The organism is Plantactinospora sp. WMMB334 (genome assembly GCF_049179095.1).
Classification (GTDB): Bacteria; Actinomycetota; Actinomycetes; order Mycobacteriales; family Micromonosporaceae; genus Plantactinospora.
In genome coordinates this window covers 1576499-1592569 of record NZ_JBMHME010000002.1, presented here as the reverse complement: position 1 = coordinate 1592569, position 16071 = coordinate 1576499, and the positions used below count along the sequence as shown (strand labels likewise).

Annotated in this window: 14 protein-coding genes; 11 read left to right on the top strand and 3 right to left on the bottom strand. The window is 71.9% G+C overall.

The window, feature by feature from the left end:
• Window positions 1–134: 134 nt before the first annotated feature.
• Window positions 135–1550, bottom strand: coding sequence for a cellulose-binding protein (locus ACN27G_RS06935; protein ID WP_421491944.1), 1416 nt, complete (start codon window positions 1548–1550; stop codon window positions 135–137).
• A gap of 636 nt (window positions 1551–2186) precedes the next feature.
• Window positions 2187–2423: a hypothetical protein gene (locus ACN27G_RS06930; protein ID WP_421491943.1), complete on the bottom strand. Its 237-nt coding sequence runs from the start codon at window positions 2421–2423 to the stop codon at window positions 2187–2189.
• A 194-nt stretch (window positions 2424–2617) separates the two neighbouring features.
• Here ACN27G_RS06930 and ACN27G_RS06925 point away from each other — a divergent pair, with 194 nt between their 5' ends.
• From ACN27G_RS06925 to ACN27G_RS06885, 9 genes are all read left to right on the top strand, one after another.
• Window positions 2618–3889, top strand: coding sequence for a sensor histidine kinase (locus ACN27G_RS06925; protein WP_421491942.1), 1272 nt, complete (start codon window positions 2618–2620; stop codon window positions 3887–3889).
• Window positions 3877–4530 (top strand): response regulator, encoded by a 654-nt coding sequence (locus ACN27G_RS06920; RefSeq protein WP_421491941.1) that lies wholly within the window; start codon window positions 3877–3879, stop codon window positions 4528–4530. Before ACN27G_RS06925 ends, ACN27G_RS06920 begins: the two co-directional genes overlap by 13 nt.
• A gap of 170 nt (window positions 4531–4700) precedes the next feature.
• A complete protein-coding gene (locus tag ACN27G_RS06915) occupies window positions 4701–5516 on the top strand; it encodes an ABC transporter ATP-binding protein (RefSeq protein ID WP_421491940.1) in 816 nt (271 codons plus the stop codon).
• A gap of 24 nt (window positions 5517–5540) precedes the next feature.
• Complete coding sequence (locus ACN27G_RS06910; RefSeq protein ID WP_421491939.1) at window positions 5541–8063, top strand: FtsX-like permease family protein; 2523 nt, start codon at window positions 5541–5543, stop codon at window positions 8061–8063.
• A 228-nt stretch (window positions 8064–8291) separates the two neighbouring features.
• Window positions 8292–8810: a sigma-70 family RNA polymerase sigma factor gene (locus ACN27G_RS06905; protein ID WP_421491938.1), complete on the top strand. Its 519-nt coding sequence runs from the start codon at window positions 8292–8294 to the stop codon at window positions 8808–8810.
• Window positions 8794–9882 carry a hypothetical protein gene (locus ACN27G_RS06900; protein ID WP_421491937.1) on the top strand — a complete coding sequence of 363 codons (1089 nt, stop codon included), beginning with the start codon at window positions 8794–8796 and terminating at the stop codon, window positions 9880–9882. The genes ACN27G_RS06905 and ACN27G_RS06900 overlap by 17 nt, the downstream gene beginning before the upstream one ends.
• On the top strand, window positions 9879–11042 hold the full coding sequence (locus tag ACN27G_RS06895) for an ABC transporter ATP-binding protein (RefSeq protein WP_421491936.1): 1164 nt from the start codon (window positions 9879–9881) through the stop codon (window positions 11040–11042). Before ACN27G_RS06900 ends, ACN27G_RS06895 begins: the two co-directional genes overlap by 4 nt.
• Window positions 11039–11887, top strand: a complete 849-nt coding sequence (locus ACN27G_RS06890) for an ABC transporter permease (RefSeq protein WP_421491935.1) — start codon at window positions 11039–11041, stop codon at window positions 11885–11887. The genes ACN27G_RS06895 and ACN27G_RS06890 overlap by 4 nt, the downstream gene beginning before the upstream one ends.
• A 240-nt stretch (window positions 11888–12127) precedes the next feature.
• The gene (locus ACN27G_RS06885; RefSeq protein WP_421491934.1) at window positions 12128–12556 is read left to right on the top strand and encodes a helix-turn-helix domain-containing protein; all 429 of its coding nucleotides are present in this window, start codon (window positions 12128–12130) and stop codon (window positions 12554–12556) included.
• 231 nt (window positions 12557–12787) lie between these two features.
• Here the strand turns inward: ACN27G_RS06885 and ACN27G_RS06880 are convergent, their stop codons facing one another.
• Window positions 12788–14158 (bottom strand): IS110 family transposase, encoded by a 1371-nt coding sequence (locus tag ACN27G_RS06880; RefSeq protein WP_421490773.1) that lies wholly within the window; start codon window positions 14156–14158, stop codon window positions 12788–12790.
• A gap of 237 nt (window positions 14159–14395) precedes the next feature.
• On the opposite strand from ACN27G_RS06880, the gene ACN27G_RS06875 reads away from it, so the two are divergent.
• On the top strand, window positions 14396–15151 hold the full coding sequence (locus ACN27G_RS06875) for an ImmA/IrrE family metallo-endopeptidase (protein WP_421491933.1): 756 nt from the start codon (window positions 14396–14398) through the stop codon (window positions 15149–15151).
• Window positions 15152–15346: 195 nt separating this feature from the next.
• A complete protein-coding gene (locus ACN27G_RS06870; protein ID WP_421491932.1) occupies window positions 15347–15724 on the top strand; it encodes a hypothetical protein in 378 nt (125 codons plus the stop codon).
• Window positions 15725–16071 lie beyond the last annotated feature (347 nt).

The window sequence follows — 16071 nt, the reverse complement described above, 5'->3', positions numbered from 1 at the left end:
GGCACGGCTCCGGTGGCCGGCGCGGTTCGGGAGTCCACCCGGGGCCGCGCTGCCGGACGGAATGGCGGGAGCGGGGCCGTGCGTGGCGCCCGGGGACGCCACGCACGGCCGGTGGGGGATTCAGAGTGCCGGCGTCATCCGGCGGTGCAGGATCGGATCTGTGGTCGTGCGCCGGAGTTGCCGTTCATCATCGTGGTGAAGCCGAAGGTGTTGCTGCCGTTGGAGCGCACCGTCATGATGTTGCCGCTGCTGTCCCAGCTGAAGCTGCCGCTCCAGGTCGTGGAGACCCGCTGCGGTGGGGTGATCGCGACCACCACCGTCCAGCTGCTGGCGCCGCTGACCGTCACCGAGGTGTTGTACCGGTCACCCCAGACCGTGCCCGCGGTCACCGACGTGGTGCAGCTCCCCCCGGCCGGCGGGGTGGTCGGCGGGGGCGTGGTCGGGGGTGGGGTGGTGGGTTGGCCGGTGGGTGGTGGGGTGGTGGGTTGGCCGGTGGGTGGTGGGGTGGTCGGGCCGTCGGTGAGGGTCGGGGTCTGCCAGTCGCGCCACTGGGAGAGGTTGCCGGCGGCTTTGCTGGCGATCCGTATGGTGCCGGGGGCGTTGCCGGTTTTGAGGAGGTATTTCTGGATGTGTTGTTGCAGCGGGGTTCGCCACTCGGCGCGGTTGGCGCAGTGGCTGCCGTCGGAGACGTCGGACCAGTAGGTGATGTTGTCGCCCGCGCCGAGGGCCTTGTAGACCTCCGCTCCGCCCAGCGCCGCCACGCTGGCCGAGCGGGGGCCGAGGTTGGCGATGTGCGGGTTGTCCATGATGAACAGGCCACGCGGGGCGACCATGGCGACGATCTCGTGGGTGTCCACCGGCAGGTTGTTCGGGTTGCCGGTGAAGGAGCCGAACGCGTCGCCGAGCCACGGCTGCTCGCCGTAGGCGCTGCTCAGACTCTGCGCACCCTCGCCCGGGATGCCCCGGAAGATCGGCACACCGGCGCTGCCGGACTCGATCGGCATGGTCAACGCGATCCGCTGGTCCAGCGCACCCACGGCGAAGGCGCCCTTACCGAACCGGGAACAGCCGGTCACGCCGATGTCGGTACGCAGGACGTTGCCGCCGGAGGACTCGATCACGTCGATGATCCGGCTCACCCCCCACGACCAGGCGGCCAGCAACCCGGTACTGCTCGTGTTGCCGTAGATGCTGTAGAACGCGCCCTGCTTGTTGCTACGCGGCGTGCCCTCCCGACCCACCACGTACGGGTCATAGCTGATCACCGCCGCGCCGGCGGACCGGATCGCCGCGGTGTCCGCGCCGAACCCGCCCAACACCACGACCGCCGGGAACGGACCACTGCCACCGGGCAGCTGCACACCCGCCGAGAAACTCGAACTCCTACCGTTGTGCGACACGTTCACCGTGATACTGCTGCCCGACACCGTGCCGGTCACACTCGACGGCTTCGCCGGCTTGTCACCGTAGACGTAACGCTCGACCAGCTCCCTGACCTGCGCCCGCTGACACCGCCAGTCGGCCTTGCTGGAGATACGCGTGCCGTCCAACCTCCGGAACGGGTCAGGCAGCCGCGAGTTCGCCGTCAACGAACCAGGCACCGACACCGGACAATCGGCACCCTCGTCCTCCACCGGCGAAGCCGCCAGCGCGGGAGTAGTGGACTGAAACACCACGGTTGCCGCTCCACCGACCACGAGCGCCGCTACCGCCAACGCGACGATCGTGGACCGGAACCTGGAGCGACCTGAGCGGATGGTCACCAGGGCTCTTCCTTCCATGGGATGGTGGCGTGCCGGCGGATGGATACGAACGAGGCCGCATGGTGGTCCCGCCCGGGGTCGCGGACGGGGCATGCTGCCTGCCGCCGGCGGTCGACCGCCACACGTGGTGTCCGGAGCCGACTCTTTCGCAGAGCAGACGCCGCCGGCCGCGTGTGGCGTGACCTGTTGTGCTCGGGGGCATCTCCCAAGCCCATGGGCAGAGGCTACGGTAAATTTGCGTTAAATCCAAGTCTATGGATATGTCATTTGACCTGCTCTTTCCGCTCAGCAGAGCAGGTGACGCAAGGATCGATGGTGCGGGGATCACCGAAACTTTTCAAACATTCGCCGCAACCTGCGACCCTCCCCACCCCCCGGGAGGGAGGGTCGCAGGCGAACCGCGGCGCCGGGGCGGGCGCGTGGTCAGCCCCGCCGGTGCCGGTAGTGGTGCACTATCAGGGCGGCGACGCACGCGAGCGTGAGGAGCCCGAACCCGGCCCCCACCAGCACGGGCAGACCCACGATCGAGGAGACTCCGTTGGCTACCGCGCTGACGATCAACACCACCCAGAGCAGTGGACGCAGCAGCCCTCCGCCGTCGGCGCGGGTTGCCGGCGGCGTCTGCTCGGTTCCCGACGAGATCCGGTACGGGTCGGCCATGATCACTCCTTTCGCTGTCGTCCGGGTACCTGATCAACGCTAGGAGCGCAGCCCGCCGACGGCGATCCCGCCAGCACGCCGATCGAGGTACAGCAGGCTGTACTTCTCGGGCCGTGATCTCGCCCGCACCCGATCGGGTGCCCTATGGTCTGGCCGGGAGGTGAGATGACGATCCGGTCTGGCCGGGAGGTGAGATGACGACCGACGACGCGCCCCACGACCGGCGCGGGCGTTCCGGCCGGCACTACCTGGCCGATCGCGCGCGGCTCTCGGTCGACGCGCTGGAGCACCTGGTCGGCGGGCTGGGCACGGCCCTGCTGGCGCTGGCCGGGCTGAGCTACGTCGTCGCGGTCGGGGCGGCCTGTCTCACCGGCGTCGGCGTACTGCTGGTGCCCTCGGCCCTGCGCGTGGTGCGGGCGGTCGCCGACCGGGAGCGGGCCCGGCTGTCCCGCTGGGGCCCGGAGATCATCGGTCCGCCACCGCTGCCGGCCGAGCTGCGGGCAGCGGTACGGGATGCCGCCGCAGGCCGCGAGCTGGGCTGGCTGGTGGCGCACGCCACCGGTGGGTTCGCCATCGGACTGCTCGGCCTCGGCCTGCCGCTGTACGCGGTGCAGAGCCTGAGCTTCCCACTCTGGTTCTGGCTGCTGCCGCCGGAGGCCGGCGGTCCCGGAGTGGTGTTCTGGCGGATCGACGGGCTGGTCGACGCGCTGGCGGTCGGGCTGACCGGAGTCGGCTGGCTCGCCGTCGTCGTCGGCCTCGGCCCGGCCATGGCGCGGCTACAGGCGTGGCCGGGGCGCCGCCTGCTGGCGCCACCCGCCGACACCGACCTGTCGCTGCGGGTGGCGGAGCTGACCGCCACCCGCGCGGCGGCGCTGGACGCCCACGCGGTCGAGCTGCGCCGGATCGAACGGTCGCTGCACGACGGCACCCAGAACCGGCTGGTCACGGTGAACGTGCTGCTCGGCGCCGCCCGGCGGGCGCTGGCCCGGGACCCGGTCTTCGCCGCCGACGTGCTCGAACGGGCACAGCACGCCACCGAGCAGGCGCTGGCCGAGCTGCGTACCGTCGTACGCGGCATCCTTCCGCCGGTGCTGGCCGACCGCGGGCTCGCCGGCGCCCTCGGTGGGTTGGCCGCCAACTGCGGGGTGCCGTGCCGGGTCGACGTGGACGTGCCCGGCCGGTGCGCCGCCTCGATCGAGGCCACCGCCTACTTCGTGGTGGCCGAGGCGCTGACCAACGTGACCCGGCACAGCGGCGCCGCCGGTGCCACCGTCAGCGTGCGCCGGGCCGGGGAGCGACTGCTGCTGCGGGTGGAGGACGACGGCCACGGCGGCGCCGAGGGGCGCGAGGGTTCCGGGATCACCGGCATCCGCCGGCGGGTCGAGGCGTACGACGGGTACTTCCGGCTCACCAGCCCGTCCGGTGGACCGACGACGATAGAGGTGGAGCTGCCGTGCGGATCGTGATCGCCGAGGACGACCCCCTGTTGCGGGAGGGTCTGGCGCTGTTGCTGCGGGCCGAGTCGCTCGACGTGGTCGCCACCACAGGGACACCGGACGCGTTCCTCGCGGCCGTGGACGCGCACACCCCGGACGTCGCCATCGTCGACGTCCGGATGCCGCCGACCCACACCGACGAGGGGATCGTCGCCGCGGTCGAGGCCCGGCGCCGCCAGCCGGAGCTTGCCGTGCTGGTGCTCTCCGCGTACGTCGAGCAGACCTTCGCGACCGAGCTGCTCGCCGGCGGCACCGCCCGGCTGGGCTACCTGCTGAAGGAACGGGTCGGCCGGGTCGACGAGTTCCTGGCCGCGCTGCACCGCGTCGCCGGGGGTGGCACGGCCGTGGACCCCGAGGTCGTCGGCCAGCTGCTGTCGCGCAGCCGCCCCGACAGCACGCTGAGCCGGCTGAGCGCGCGGGAACGTGACGTGCTGGCGCTGATGGCCGAGGGTCTCGGCAACGGTGCGATCGCCGAGCGGCTCTTCGTCACCGAGGGCGCCGTGCACAAGCACATCCGCAACATCTTCGCCAAGCTCGACCTGCCGCCGGACGACAGCGCGGACCGCCGGGTCACGGCCGTCCTGCGCTATCTCGACGACACCCAGCGGTGAGCGGACGGGCATGCGGGGGCCATCCTCGCGGGCGGCGCCGGCAGCGGGCCGTCGGAGGAGGTAGTGCCTGCTGTACCCCGGCTGGCCCGTAGGCTGCATAGCCGGGCCGCGCTCGCCGCCATAGCGTTTTCCGTGTGATGCCAACCAGCGAGAACACGGAAGGGCAGACAATGTCCGGTTACCCTGACCCCGGCGCTGCCGGGTCCGGCCGCGCCGTCCCGTTCGCAGGCGCCGCCGCACCGGCTGCCGTGCGCGTCGTGGGCCTCACCCGCACCTACGGCAGCGGCGCGCAGTCGGCGACGGCGCTGGCCGGCGTCGACGCAGCCTTCGACCGTGGCACCTTCACCGCCGTGATGGGACCGTCCGGCTCCGGCAAGAGCACCCTGTTGCAGACCGCCGCCGGACTGGACCGCCCCAGCTCCGGCCGGGTCTGGATCGGTCAGACCGAGCTGTCCCGGCTCTCGGAGCGCCGGCTCACCGAGCTGCGCCGCGACCGGATCGGCTTTGTCTTCCAGGCGTTCAACCTCGTCGGCGCGCTCACCGTCGAGGAGAACATCGTGCTGCCACTGCGGCTCTCCGGCGCGCGGCCCGACCGGCGCTGGCTGACCCAGGTGGTCGAGCGGGTCGGGCTCGACCAGCGGCTGCGGCACCGGCCGGCGCAGCTCTCCGGCGGCCAGCAGCAGCGGGTGGCGATCGCCCGCGCGCTCGCGACGCGCCCCGAGGTCATCTTCTCCGACGAGCCGACCGGAGCCCTCGACACCGAGACCGCCGCGGAGGTGCTGGCCCTGCTGCGGGCGGCGGTGGACGAGCACGGGCAGACCGTCGTCATGGTCACCCACGACCCGGGTGCCGCCTCCTACGCCGATCGGGTGCTGGTCCTGGCGGACGGCCGGATCGTGGCCGACATGCCGCAGCCCGGTGCCGACCGCATCGCCGAGCACCTGGCCGCACTTGGGCGCCGCCAGCGCGCCGGACGGGCGGGCTGAGCCGTGACCACGCTCGCCGCACGCATGCTCCGCCACCGCGCGGGCAGCGCCGCCGCCACGCTTATCGCCCTGGCCACCGGCGTCATGATCCTGATGAGCATGGGCACCCTGGTCGAGTCGGGGCTACGCTTCCGGGCCACGCCCCAGCGGTACGCCGCCGCCGACCTGGTCGTCGCAAACCGGGACATCACCCTCACCAGCGAGAGTTTCGACGGCGACACGACCAGGACCACGCTGCCGCTGCCCGAGGGCGGCACCGTCCCGGCGACCCTGGCGGAACAGATCCGCCAGCTGCCCGGTGTCGCCGCCGCCGTCGCCGACTCCTCGATCGCGGTGGTGCCGCTCGAGGCCGCGTCCGTGCCGGCCGACGGGCACGGCTGGAGCAGCGCCGCCCTGACGCCGTACCGGCTCGTCGCCGGCTCCCCGCCCCGCGCGGACGGCGAGGTGGTCGTCGACGCCCGCCTCGCGGCGGCCGGTGCGCTGCGACCGGGCGGAGAGGCCGACCTGCTGGTCGGTGGCGACACCCGCCGGTACCGGATCAGCGGCGTCGCCGAGCAGACCGCCGGCACCGGGCCGACCGACGGCTCCGGGCAGCCCGCCGCCGTCTTCTTCACCGACGGCCACGCCGCCGAGGTCGCTCCGCACCCGGGTCGGGCGGACGCGATCGGGGTCGTCACGGCCACCGGTGCCGACCGGGCCGAGGTCTCGGCCGCCGTGCGGCGGCTGGCCCGGGCCGCCGGGGTCGAGACGTACACCGGTGAGGACCGCGGCCTGGTGGCGCCCTCCGACGCGGCGGCCCGGGGACTGCTGGTGACGGTCGGCGCCGCCTTCGGCGGCTACGTCGGAATGCTGATCGTCTTCGTCGTCGCCGGCACCGTCGGGCTCTCCGTCCGGCACCGCCGCCGCGATCTCGCCCTGCTGCGCGCCATCGCCGCGACTCCCGGCCAGGTACGTTCGATGATCATGGCCGAGGCGGCGCTGGTGAGCGGCGCCGCCGCAGTGCCGGGCGTACTGGCCGGTGCCGTGGCCAGCCGCTGGGTGCAGGGGGAACTCGTCACCCGGGGTTTCGTCCCGGAGACCTTCCCGATGGCCACCGGCGTGCTCCCGGCCGTCGCGGCGGTGCTCGCCACCACGCTCGTCGCGGTCCTCTCGGCGCTGATCGCCGCCCGGCGGGTGACCGCCATCCGGCCCACCGAGGCGCTCGCCGAGGTCGCCGTCGAGCCGGCCGGCAACGGCCGGGTCCGGCTGGTCGCCGGCCTGGTCACGCTCGCCGGGGCGACCTCCTCCAGCGCCTTCACCGTCGGCGCGAGCGGGCAGGCCGCACTGGCCGGCGCGATCGGCATGCTGTACCTCTTCGTCCTCGCGGTCGGACTGCTCGCACCGTGGATCAACCGGTTCGCCGCGCGGCTGCTCGCCCCGGTACTACGCCGCGTCTGGGGCGCGAGCGGCTATCTCGCCTCGGCCAACCTACGGGCCAACGCACAGGGCATGGCCACCGTGCTGACCGCGCTGGTGCTCGCCGTCGGCTTCGGCGGCTCGGTCTGGTTCCTGCAGGACAACCTGCAACGGCAGACGATCGCCCAGAGCCGCGACGGCATGCTGGCCCAGCGGGCGCTGGTCTCGCCGGCCGGGCTGCCGGCCACCGCAGCCGAGGAGATCCGGCGCATCCCGGGCGTGCAGGCCGCGACCGGCGTACGCCGGACCGCGGTGATCGTCGAGATCTTCGACGGCGCCGAGACGGTCGATGCCCGGGCGATCGATCCGGCCGGCGCCGCCGCGACGACGGACCTCGCGGTGACCGAGGGAAACCTGGCCGACCTGACCGGCGCGAGCATGGCGGTCTCCAGCATCCGTGCCTCGGCCCAGGGTTGGGAGGTCGGCGACGAGGTCCAGCTCTGGCTCGGCGACGGCACCCAGACGAGGTTGCGGGTCGCCGCCGTCTACCAGCGCGGGCTCGGCTTCGGCGACATCATCCTCGACCGGCAGGCCGTCGCCGGCCACACCGCACGGAATCTCGACGACGAGGTGCTGATCCGCACCGCTCCCGGCGAGGACGCCGACACCGCGCTGGCCGGACTGGCGGCCCGCTACCCGACCAGCACGCTCGTCCGCACCGACGACCTCACCGGCCGGCTCGCCCGCGACCTCGCCGTCAGCGCATGGCTGAACAAGCTGCTCATCGGCGTCATGGTCGGCTACGCCGCCCTCGCGGCCGCGAACACCATGGTCATCGCGGCCCTGTCGCGCCGCCGCGAACTGGCCGTGCTGCGGCTCACCGGTGTCACCCGGCAGCAGATCAAGAACATGATCCACGCCGAACAGGCCGGACTCCTCGGCGTCGCGGTCGCGATCGGCGGAGCCGTCGCCGCGCTGACCCTCGCCGCGGTGGTGAATGCCCTGACCGGCAACCCGATCCCCTACGTCCCACCCCTCGGCGGAGTGGCAGTCCTCGGCGGCGCCACCCTGCTCGCGCTGACCACGACGGTGATCCCGGTCGGCCGGCTGCTGCGCACGTCACCGACGGAGGACATCGGGCCGCGGGAGTAGGGGCGTCCGTACCCCTCCCCGGCCGGCCGATCCCGGCCGGCCGGGGAACCTACCCGGAAATCTTGCCGGCAGGTGTCACATCCGAGGTGCCCGCGGTGCCTCCATGATGTGGTGGAAGAAGTGGAGCTCGTCGGGCGCGGTGCGACGGCACCGACCGCCGTCGCGGCCGGGACGTCGTCGCCCGGTGAGGGCGGCCGGAGGGCCGGACGGGCCGGACGGGGGGATACGGTGTCGACTCCTCCGGGACGCGGCGCCGTACGCCCCGATCTCGAACCGATCTTCCGCGCCGCATATCCACGGGTCGTCGCGGTTGCCGCCCGGGTGCTCGGTGCCCGCGACCAGGCCGAGGACGTGGCACAGGAGGTGTTCCTGACCTTCGGGCGCTCCCGCGTGCCGGCGGAGAACGCGCTGGGCTGGCTCTGCATCGCCGCGGCGCACACCGCGCTGAACCAGCTCCGTTCCGGCCGGCGTCGCTCCTGGCGGGAGGAGGCCGTCGGCGGCGCTGACACCGTCGGCCCCGACGTCGCCGACGTGGTCGTGACCCTCGACGAGCGCCGCCGGGTGCGGGCGGCGCTGGCCCGGCTGCCCCGCAGGCAGGCGGTGGCCCTGGTGCTGCGGCACAGCGGCCTCAGCTACGCCGAGGTGGCGGCCGCACTCGATCTCTCCCCCGGCAGCGTGGGCACCATCCTGCGCCGCGCCGAGTCCGCTGTTCGGAAGGAGTTGAACCGTCATGCGTCATCCGACTGACGGCACCGTGCGTCGACTCGTGGACGAGCCCGGCGGCGTCGCCGACGCCGACCGCGACCACGTCGCGGGTTGCCCGACGTGCCTCTCCCGGCTCACCGCCGCCCGCCGGGACGCGGCGCTCGCCGGTGCCGCACTCGATGTCGCGGTCGCTGCCGACGTCGAGGAGGGCTGGCACCGCCTCTCCCGGACGGTCGCCGTGGGCCGGCCCGGTCGACCGGCTGTCGCCGTTCGGACCCCCCGGTGGGGGGCGGCGCTGCGCAGGCCGGTGATCGCCGGGATCGCCGCCGTCGCGATCCTGGCCGGAGCCACCGCCGCCGCTGCCGCCAACTGGCTGCCGATCTTCCGGACCGAGCGGGTGGCGCCGGTCACGATCAGCCAGGCCGATCTGCTGCGGCTGCCCGATCTCTCTGCCTACGGCGAGGCCAGGGTCACCGAGCTCGCCAACATCCGTCAGGTCGGCGACGCCGCCGCGGCGGAGAAGGCGACCGGGCTCTCCGTGCCCCGGGTGGAGAGGCTGCCGCGCGGCGTGACCGGGGAGCCGGCGTTCCAGGTCGGCGACCAGGTCCACGCGACGTTCACGTTCTCCACCGCCAGGGCGGCGCAGACCGCGGCGGCCGCCGGCAAGCCACTCCCCACACCGCCGCCGGGCCTCGACGGCAGCCAGTTCCGGATGACCGCCGGCCCGGGTATCGCCGCGATCTGGACGCAGTCCCAGGGCATGCCCGCCATGATCATTGGCCGCGCCGGCGCGCCCACCGTCTACTCCTCGGGCATCCCCTTCGAGACGGCCCGCGACTACCTGCTCTCCCTGCCCGGCCTGCCGGAGGACGTGGCGGCACAACTGCGCGGCTTCAGCGACGACGGCACCACCCTGCCGCTGATCGTGAAGTCCGAGAAGCAGAAGACCTTCTCCGCCGAGGTCCACGGCGCGCCGGCCACGGTGCTCGCCAGCCGGGACGGCGCACTCGCGGCCGTGTTCTGGGTGAAGGACGGCATCCTCAACGCGGTGGCCGGCTCGCTGAGTGCCGACGAGGTGCTGTCGGTGGCCCGAGGGCTGCGGTGGGACCGGTGACGGCGCGTCCCCCCGCCCGCCGGGGCGGCGTCGCCCCCGCCGGCCCCGTCTCCGCTGACGCCGCCCGCTCAGCTGCCGCCGCCTCCTCTCCCGACGCCGCCTCCTCTCCCGACGCCGCCTCCTCGGACGCCGCCTCCTCTCCCGACGCCGCCTCCTCGGACGCCGCCTCCTCTTCCGACCCCGCCTCCTCGGACCCCGTCTCCTCGGACGCCGGGGAGCGGCTCCTTGCCGGCCTGCCGCCGTCCCCGGCGGTGTGGTGCTCGGGTCTGCGCAAGCGGTACCGGCGGCGGACGGCCGTCGACGACGTGTCCCTCACCGTCGGCCGTGGCGAGGTGGTGGGCCTGCTCGGGCCCAACGGCGCCGGCAAGACCTCGGTGATCAAGATGCTGCTCGGTCTCGTCCGGCCGGACGCCGGCGAGGTGCTGCTGCTCGGGCGACCGGGGCGCGATCCGCACTCCCGCGCCCGCGTCGGCTACCTGCCGGAGCTGTTCCGGTATCAGCCGTGGCTCTCCGCCGCCGAGGTGCTGGCCCTGCACGTTCGGCTCGCCGGCCGGAGCGTGCCGGCCGGGAAGCACCGCGAGATCCTGGCCATGGTCGGGCTCGCCGACCGCGCCAATGACCGGGTGGGCGGCTTCTCCAAGGGCATGCAGCAGCGCCTGGGGCTCGCCGTCGCGCTCGTGGCAGACCCCGAACTCGTCATCCTCGACGAGCCGACCAGCGCCCTCGATCCCGTCGGCCGGGCCGACGTACGCGACATCCTGCTCACCCTCCGGGCCCGTGGGGTCGCCGTCCTGCTCAACTCGCATCTCATCGGCGAGGTCGAGCGGGTCTGCGACCGGGTCGTCATCCTCGACAAGGGCCGGGTCGCCGCCTCCGGCACCCTGCCCGAACTGCTCGGCCAGCACGAGCTGCGGCTCCGCCTCGACGGGGTCGGCACGGCGGCGGAAGCCCGGCTCGCCGCGGCCGGCCGGCTCACCCGCAGCGGGGACGCCTTCGTCGTCACGTTCCCCACGGAGCAGGACGGCAGCATCGTGCCCGAGCTCGTGGCGGACCTGGTCGGCCTCGGAGTACGCGTACACGCGGTCGAGCCGGGGCGGATCAGCCTCGAGGAGCGGCTGCTCGACATCCTTCGCGCCGGCTCTACCGAGGAGCGCCAGTGACCGTCCGCCCCGTCTTCACCGTCGCCGCCCTCACCATCCGGGAAGCCGCCCGGCGACGGGTACTCCTCGCGCTCGCCGCGCTCACCGTGGTGCTGCTCGGGATCAGCGCCTACGGCTTCTCCCGGATCGACGCCGAGTTCGGTGGGCTCACCAGCGGAGAGGCCCGGTTGGCGGCCGCCATGGTCCTCAACCTGGTGATGTTCGGCCTGAGCCTGACCGCCGCGCTCGGCAGCGCGTTCCTGGCCGGCCCCACCCTGGCCGGCGAGACCGAGACCGGGATCGCGCTGGCGGTCCTGGCCCGCCCCGTACGCCGCTCGGCGGTGTTGCTCGGCAAGTGGCTGGGCCTCGTGACCTTCGGCAGCAGCTTCGTGGCCGTGGCCGGACTCGCCGAACTCCTCATCGTCTGGATCACCACCGGCTACTGGCCGCCGCACCCGGTCACCGGCCTCGCGCTGCTCGCCGCGCAGGCGGGCGTCCTACTCACTCTCGGGCTGCTGCTCTCCACCGCCGTCTCCCCCATGGCGTCGGGCATCGTCGCGGTCGGTCTCTTCGGCGCCACCTGGATCGGCGGCGTGGTCGGCGCGTTCGGCGAGGCGCTCGGCAACGACAGCGTCGCCCGGATCGGCACCGTCTCCCGGATGCTGCTCCCCACCGACGGCCTGTGGCGGGGAGCCATGAACAGCTTCCAGGACCCGAGCCTGCTGATGCAGTTCCAGGAGGCGTTCAAGGGGCACCCCTTCCTCAGCGAGGCGGGGCTCACTCCGACCTATCTCGGCTGGGCCGCGCTCTGGGTCGCTCTCGCTCTCGGACTTGCGGCAATATCGTTCCAGCGCCGCGATCTTTGAGCGGCGCAGGCTCCGGGTCCGACGGGCGCCCGCGCGAACCGCGATCGTGATCGGAGGCGGGCCGGAGTCGACGAGTCGTACCAACCCGCGTCCTGATGGCGGGTTCCTCTCCGCCGCCCACCTCCCTCCCCGTGCCGGAGCAAGCCTCCCCGTGCCGGAGCAAGCTCGTTGAGCTCATCGGGAGGATCCCGGCCAGACGACGGGTGATCTCGATCTGGGCGTCGCAGTAGACCTGCAACGATGCCCGACAGACTTGGCCAGATGACTGTTTTGTCCGATCAAGGTGACAGGCGACGCATGCCGTGCGATTATCGCACTATGGTGGAGCAGCGGGACTGGGCCGACGTTGGCGAGCGCGTCCGCGCAGCTCGGGTGGCAGCCGGCCTTTCCCAAACCGAGCTTGCCACGTCCGTCGGTCTCGACCGTACGATGATTGCCAAGATTGAATCAGGTACCCGTCGCATCGATGCCTTGGAGCTCGTCAAGCTCGCGTCAGCCATGGGCGTGCCGGTGGGACACTTCCTGGACACCGCGCCGTCCGAGCTGTCCAGGCGGACGGTCCCACTGACCGAGGACACGGACACCGAAGTGGGGCGTGAGTCGAACCTGCTCGACATCGCTCTCCAGGGCTGGATTCGTGACCTGCGCCAGCTCATCGATCTCGGCTGAGACGAAACTCGAACCTTGAGCACGTGCGCGGCAGCGTCCCGGCGGAGCCGGGACATGATGGTTTCCGAGCATGGTGAGGTGCTTGCCGTGGGTGGCCGGGGTGCGGCAAGCTGGGTCGTTGGTGGGGAGAGCGACCACGTTGTCGGCCCTTGTGGTCTGACCTTTTGCCGGAGAACGGCCTTGTCGGCGCTCTTCCCACCGCTTGTGTGCGGGTGCTGCTGGTAGGCCGTTTCAGGCGGCGGCCTCGCCGTCGTGGTGGCTGCCGAGGCTGTCGTCGTCGTACGGGCCGTTGTCGTGGTCGACGAGGACGATCTTCTTGCCGGACAGGGCCTCGAGTTGGGCGATCAGTCGGCGGGTGTGGGTCTCGGGGTTGACGCGGCGGGTGTAGTAGTCGTGGCCGAGATCGGTGTAGGGCTTTCCAGTGGCCAGCACGGTCCAGATGACCTTGATGAGGGTGTGCGCGACGGCGAATCCGGCCTTCTTGGCGGCGGTCTTGTTCGCCTTGCCACCGAAGCGGCGGTGCAGCCGGTGAAACCGGGCCCCGAGCCGGGTCCGCGTGCGGGAGGCGGACAGGGCAGCCTCGATGAGGATCGACTGGACGTGCGTGTTGCCTTTGCGGTGCCGGGCCCGGTGGCGCCGGCCGGCGGACTCGTTGTTGCCCGGGGCGAGCCCGGCCCACGCGGCCAGATGCTTCGCGGACGGGAACCGGCTCATGTCCACGCCGATCTCGCTGACGATCACCGCCGCGACCCGGTCGCTGATCCCGGGGATGCTGGTCAGCAGCCGGATCTGCGCGGCGAACGGGGCGAGCAGCCCGGCGGGTTCGGTCGCCGCCCGGCGGCTGGTGCCCGGGGCCCCGGGGTGGCCGATCTTCTCTTTGACCTGGTCGATCATCTGGTCGAGGTGGTCGAGCCGGGCTAGGTGGAACCCGATCATCTGCCCGTGATGGGCGGTGAACCGGCCGGCCAACGCCAGCCGCAGGTCCTCGGTCTTGTTCCGCAACACCCCACGCGCCAACCCGGCGAGGACCTGCGGGTCACGCTCGCCGGCAACGAGGGCGTCCAGCATCGCCCGGCCGGACACGCCGAACGTATCGGAGGCGACCACGTCCAGCTTGATCCCGGCCGCCTCCAGGACCTTGAGCAGCCGCTGCTTCTCCCGGGAGCGTTCCTCGGTCAGCTTCGTCTGATACCGGGTCAGGTCCCGGATCTCGCGGATGTCGTCCGGCGGCAGGAAACTGCCCCGTAGCAGGCCGACCTCCAACAGCCGGGCCAGCCATTGCGCGTCCTTGACATCGGTCTTGCGGCCCGGGACCGCTTTGACGTGCGCCGCGTTGACCACGTCGATCGTCAGGTCCGGCCCGCCGGCTTCCCGTAACGCGGCGTACACCGGCCACCAGTACGCGCCAGTCGACTCCATCGCCGCCCGGGTCACCCCGCACTCGGCCAGCCACGCTCCCATCGCCAGCAAATCCGCGTAAAACGTGCGGAACGTGCGGGTCTTCTCCCGCCGCAGCGCCGGCCGCCGCGGATCCGGGGTCCGCACCGTCACTGTGACCTGCTTCTTATGCACATCGATCCCCGCGACATGCGTGTACAACACGTCCAAACGACACGCCTCCGTCCCGATCACCAGCCAGGGGCGATGTCGCTCGCAGAGCCCGTCATAGACTCATGACACTGAGACACGTGCACAGGGGGCAACAACCTGGGGTACCAGGGACGGACTCCCGCACCATTCTTGCTTTCAGGCACCGCGAGGGCACCAAGCCCAACCGGCGACGGCGAGCGACACCGCCGACCGAGTTTCACCCACCTGTGGGTGGCCCCGCCAGGGGCCATGGTTTTCTTGCTTGCGCCGCGGCCGATCATGACGTATCCGGGAAAGGCCAGTTCGGCCGACGACGCGCGCCTAGCGGCTCGCTGGTTGCGCGATCAACTCGGTCAGCGCGATGAGCCCATCGGCAGTCTGATGAGCGTGTGCGAGCACGTGGGGCAGTTCGTTCTGGTCACCAGGTTGCAGGGCGAAGGCGCCTCGGCCATTGACCGCGATCTCGGGGCTGCGGTCGTCAGCGTGCAGGGTGACCCCGGCCGGCGTCGTGCGACCGCCGCGCACGAACTTGGACACCTCGTACTCGGCGACGAGTACTCCAGTGACCTCGGCGTACACGCATCGCGGGCCGACCGCGAGGCAGTGATTGACGCGTTCGCGGCCGAATTCCTGCTCCCTGTCGCAGCCTTCGCACAAGACGTGACGCCGGAAAGACCCATCACGCGTGACCGCCTCCTGCACTTTGCCGCCCGCTATCGCACTTCCTGGTCGCTGACCCTCAGGCAGGCCGAGGCCGCAGGCATTCAAGCGATCCCCCGACGGTGGGCCCAGTCCAATCCGACACGCGCCGAATTTCTCGAGGCTCTGAGCTGGACCCCACAACCGGACCTGGAAGGAATCCGTGTCCCACCCTCGTTCGCACGCGCCGTCATGCGAGCATACCGAGAGGGCTTTGTCACCGCCCGTCGGGCCGTCGAACTCATGCACGGAGAGATCCAGGAGAACGACCTTCCAGCCGATTCGGAAGGCGACACCGCGCCTTGACCACACCCGCCACCGGCTTCGGGATGCCGAATCCACCGTTGTTCTTCGACACGACGTGCCTTTCGCACTTCGCCCGGGCCGACCGTCTTGACGTGCTTCGCGATCTCCTCGTCGAACAAGAATGCTGGACCACGACCCGTCGTTCGAAGCGAGCTAGCTGTCGGAGCGAGGATGTACCCCCGAATTCAACGTGCCTTGGCTCTCGACTGGCTGCAGATTGCAAGCCTGGACACCCTTGAAGAGCTTGGCGGCTTTGTAAAATGGGCGGGCCGACTTGGTTCGGGGGACAGAGACCTCGGGGAAGCCAGCGTGCTTGCGGCTGCGGAACTACGACACGGAATTGCCGTCACCGACGATCGGGAAGCGACCAGGGTCGCACGTCGACACGGGGCCGACGTGCATGGGACCATATGGCTGCTCGCTACAGCCTGTCGCCTGGAGAAGCTGACGCTGGTCGCAGCCGGAAATGTGATGGAAGCACTACGCACCGAAGGCGCACGACTGCCGTGCACCGGCACCGAGTTCGAGGCTTTCGCGAGGCGCCATCAGCTGCTGCCGCCGAAGCCCGGATGACGCACTCGCCCGCCCGATAGTGTTCACAGGCGGGATCACCCCGACTGCACCAGGCGGCGGGCGGCACAGTCGCCGCCTGCCGACCCGGGCGCGGACGTCCGCCCCGGCCGCCCGGTCGAGCACTTCGGAGCGCACCCGCTGGCCACGCTCCATCCGCGTCACCACCTCGGCGGAGAGTTCGGCGTACTCCGTCGGTCCAGGATCGACCGTCGGGCTCCGGCCGTCGGCACCGACCGCCGGCGCCGATGCAGACCGCCGTCGATGCCTCTGGTGCGACCGGCCCACGCCGGACTTTGTTCGGCCGCCCGATCCTTTTGTCACGACGTACAAAAGTCTCGCTGATCCCG

What these genes read in the sequence shown, in the direction of transcription:
- ACN27G_RS06885 (WP_421491934.1), top strand. Translation starts at nt 12,128, where the DNA reads ATGCCCGACAGACTTGGCCAGATGACTGTTTTGTCCGATCAAGGTGAC.
- ACN27G_RS06925 (WP_421491942.1), top strand. Translation starts at nt 2,618, where the DNA reads ATGACGACCGACGACGCGCCCCACGACCGGCGCGGGCGTTCCGGCCGG.
- ACN27G_RS06875 (WP_421491933.1), top strand. Translation starts at nt 14,396, where the DNA reads ATGGTTTTCTTGCTTGCGCCGCGGCCGATCATGACGTATCCGGGAAAG.
- ACN27G_RS06930 (WP_421491943.1), bottom strand. Translation starts at nt 2,423, where the DNA reads ATGGCCGACCCGTACCGGATCTCGTCGGGAACCGAGCAGACGCCGCCG.
- ACN27G_RS06915 (WP_421491940.1), top strand. Translation starts at nt 4,701, where the DNA reads ATGTCCGGTTACCCTGACCCCGGCGCTGCCGGGTCCGGCCGCGCCGTC.
- ACN27G_RS06900 (WP_421491937.1), top strand. Translation starts at nt 8,794, where the DNA reads ATGCGTCATCCGACTGACGGCACCGTGCGTCGACTCGTGGACGAGCCC.
- ACN27G_RS06910 (WP_421491939.1), top strand. Translation starts at nt 5,541, where the DNA reads ATGCTCCGCCACCGCGCGGGCAGCGCCGCCGCCACGCTTATCGCCCTG.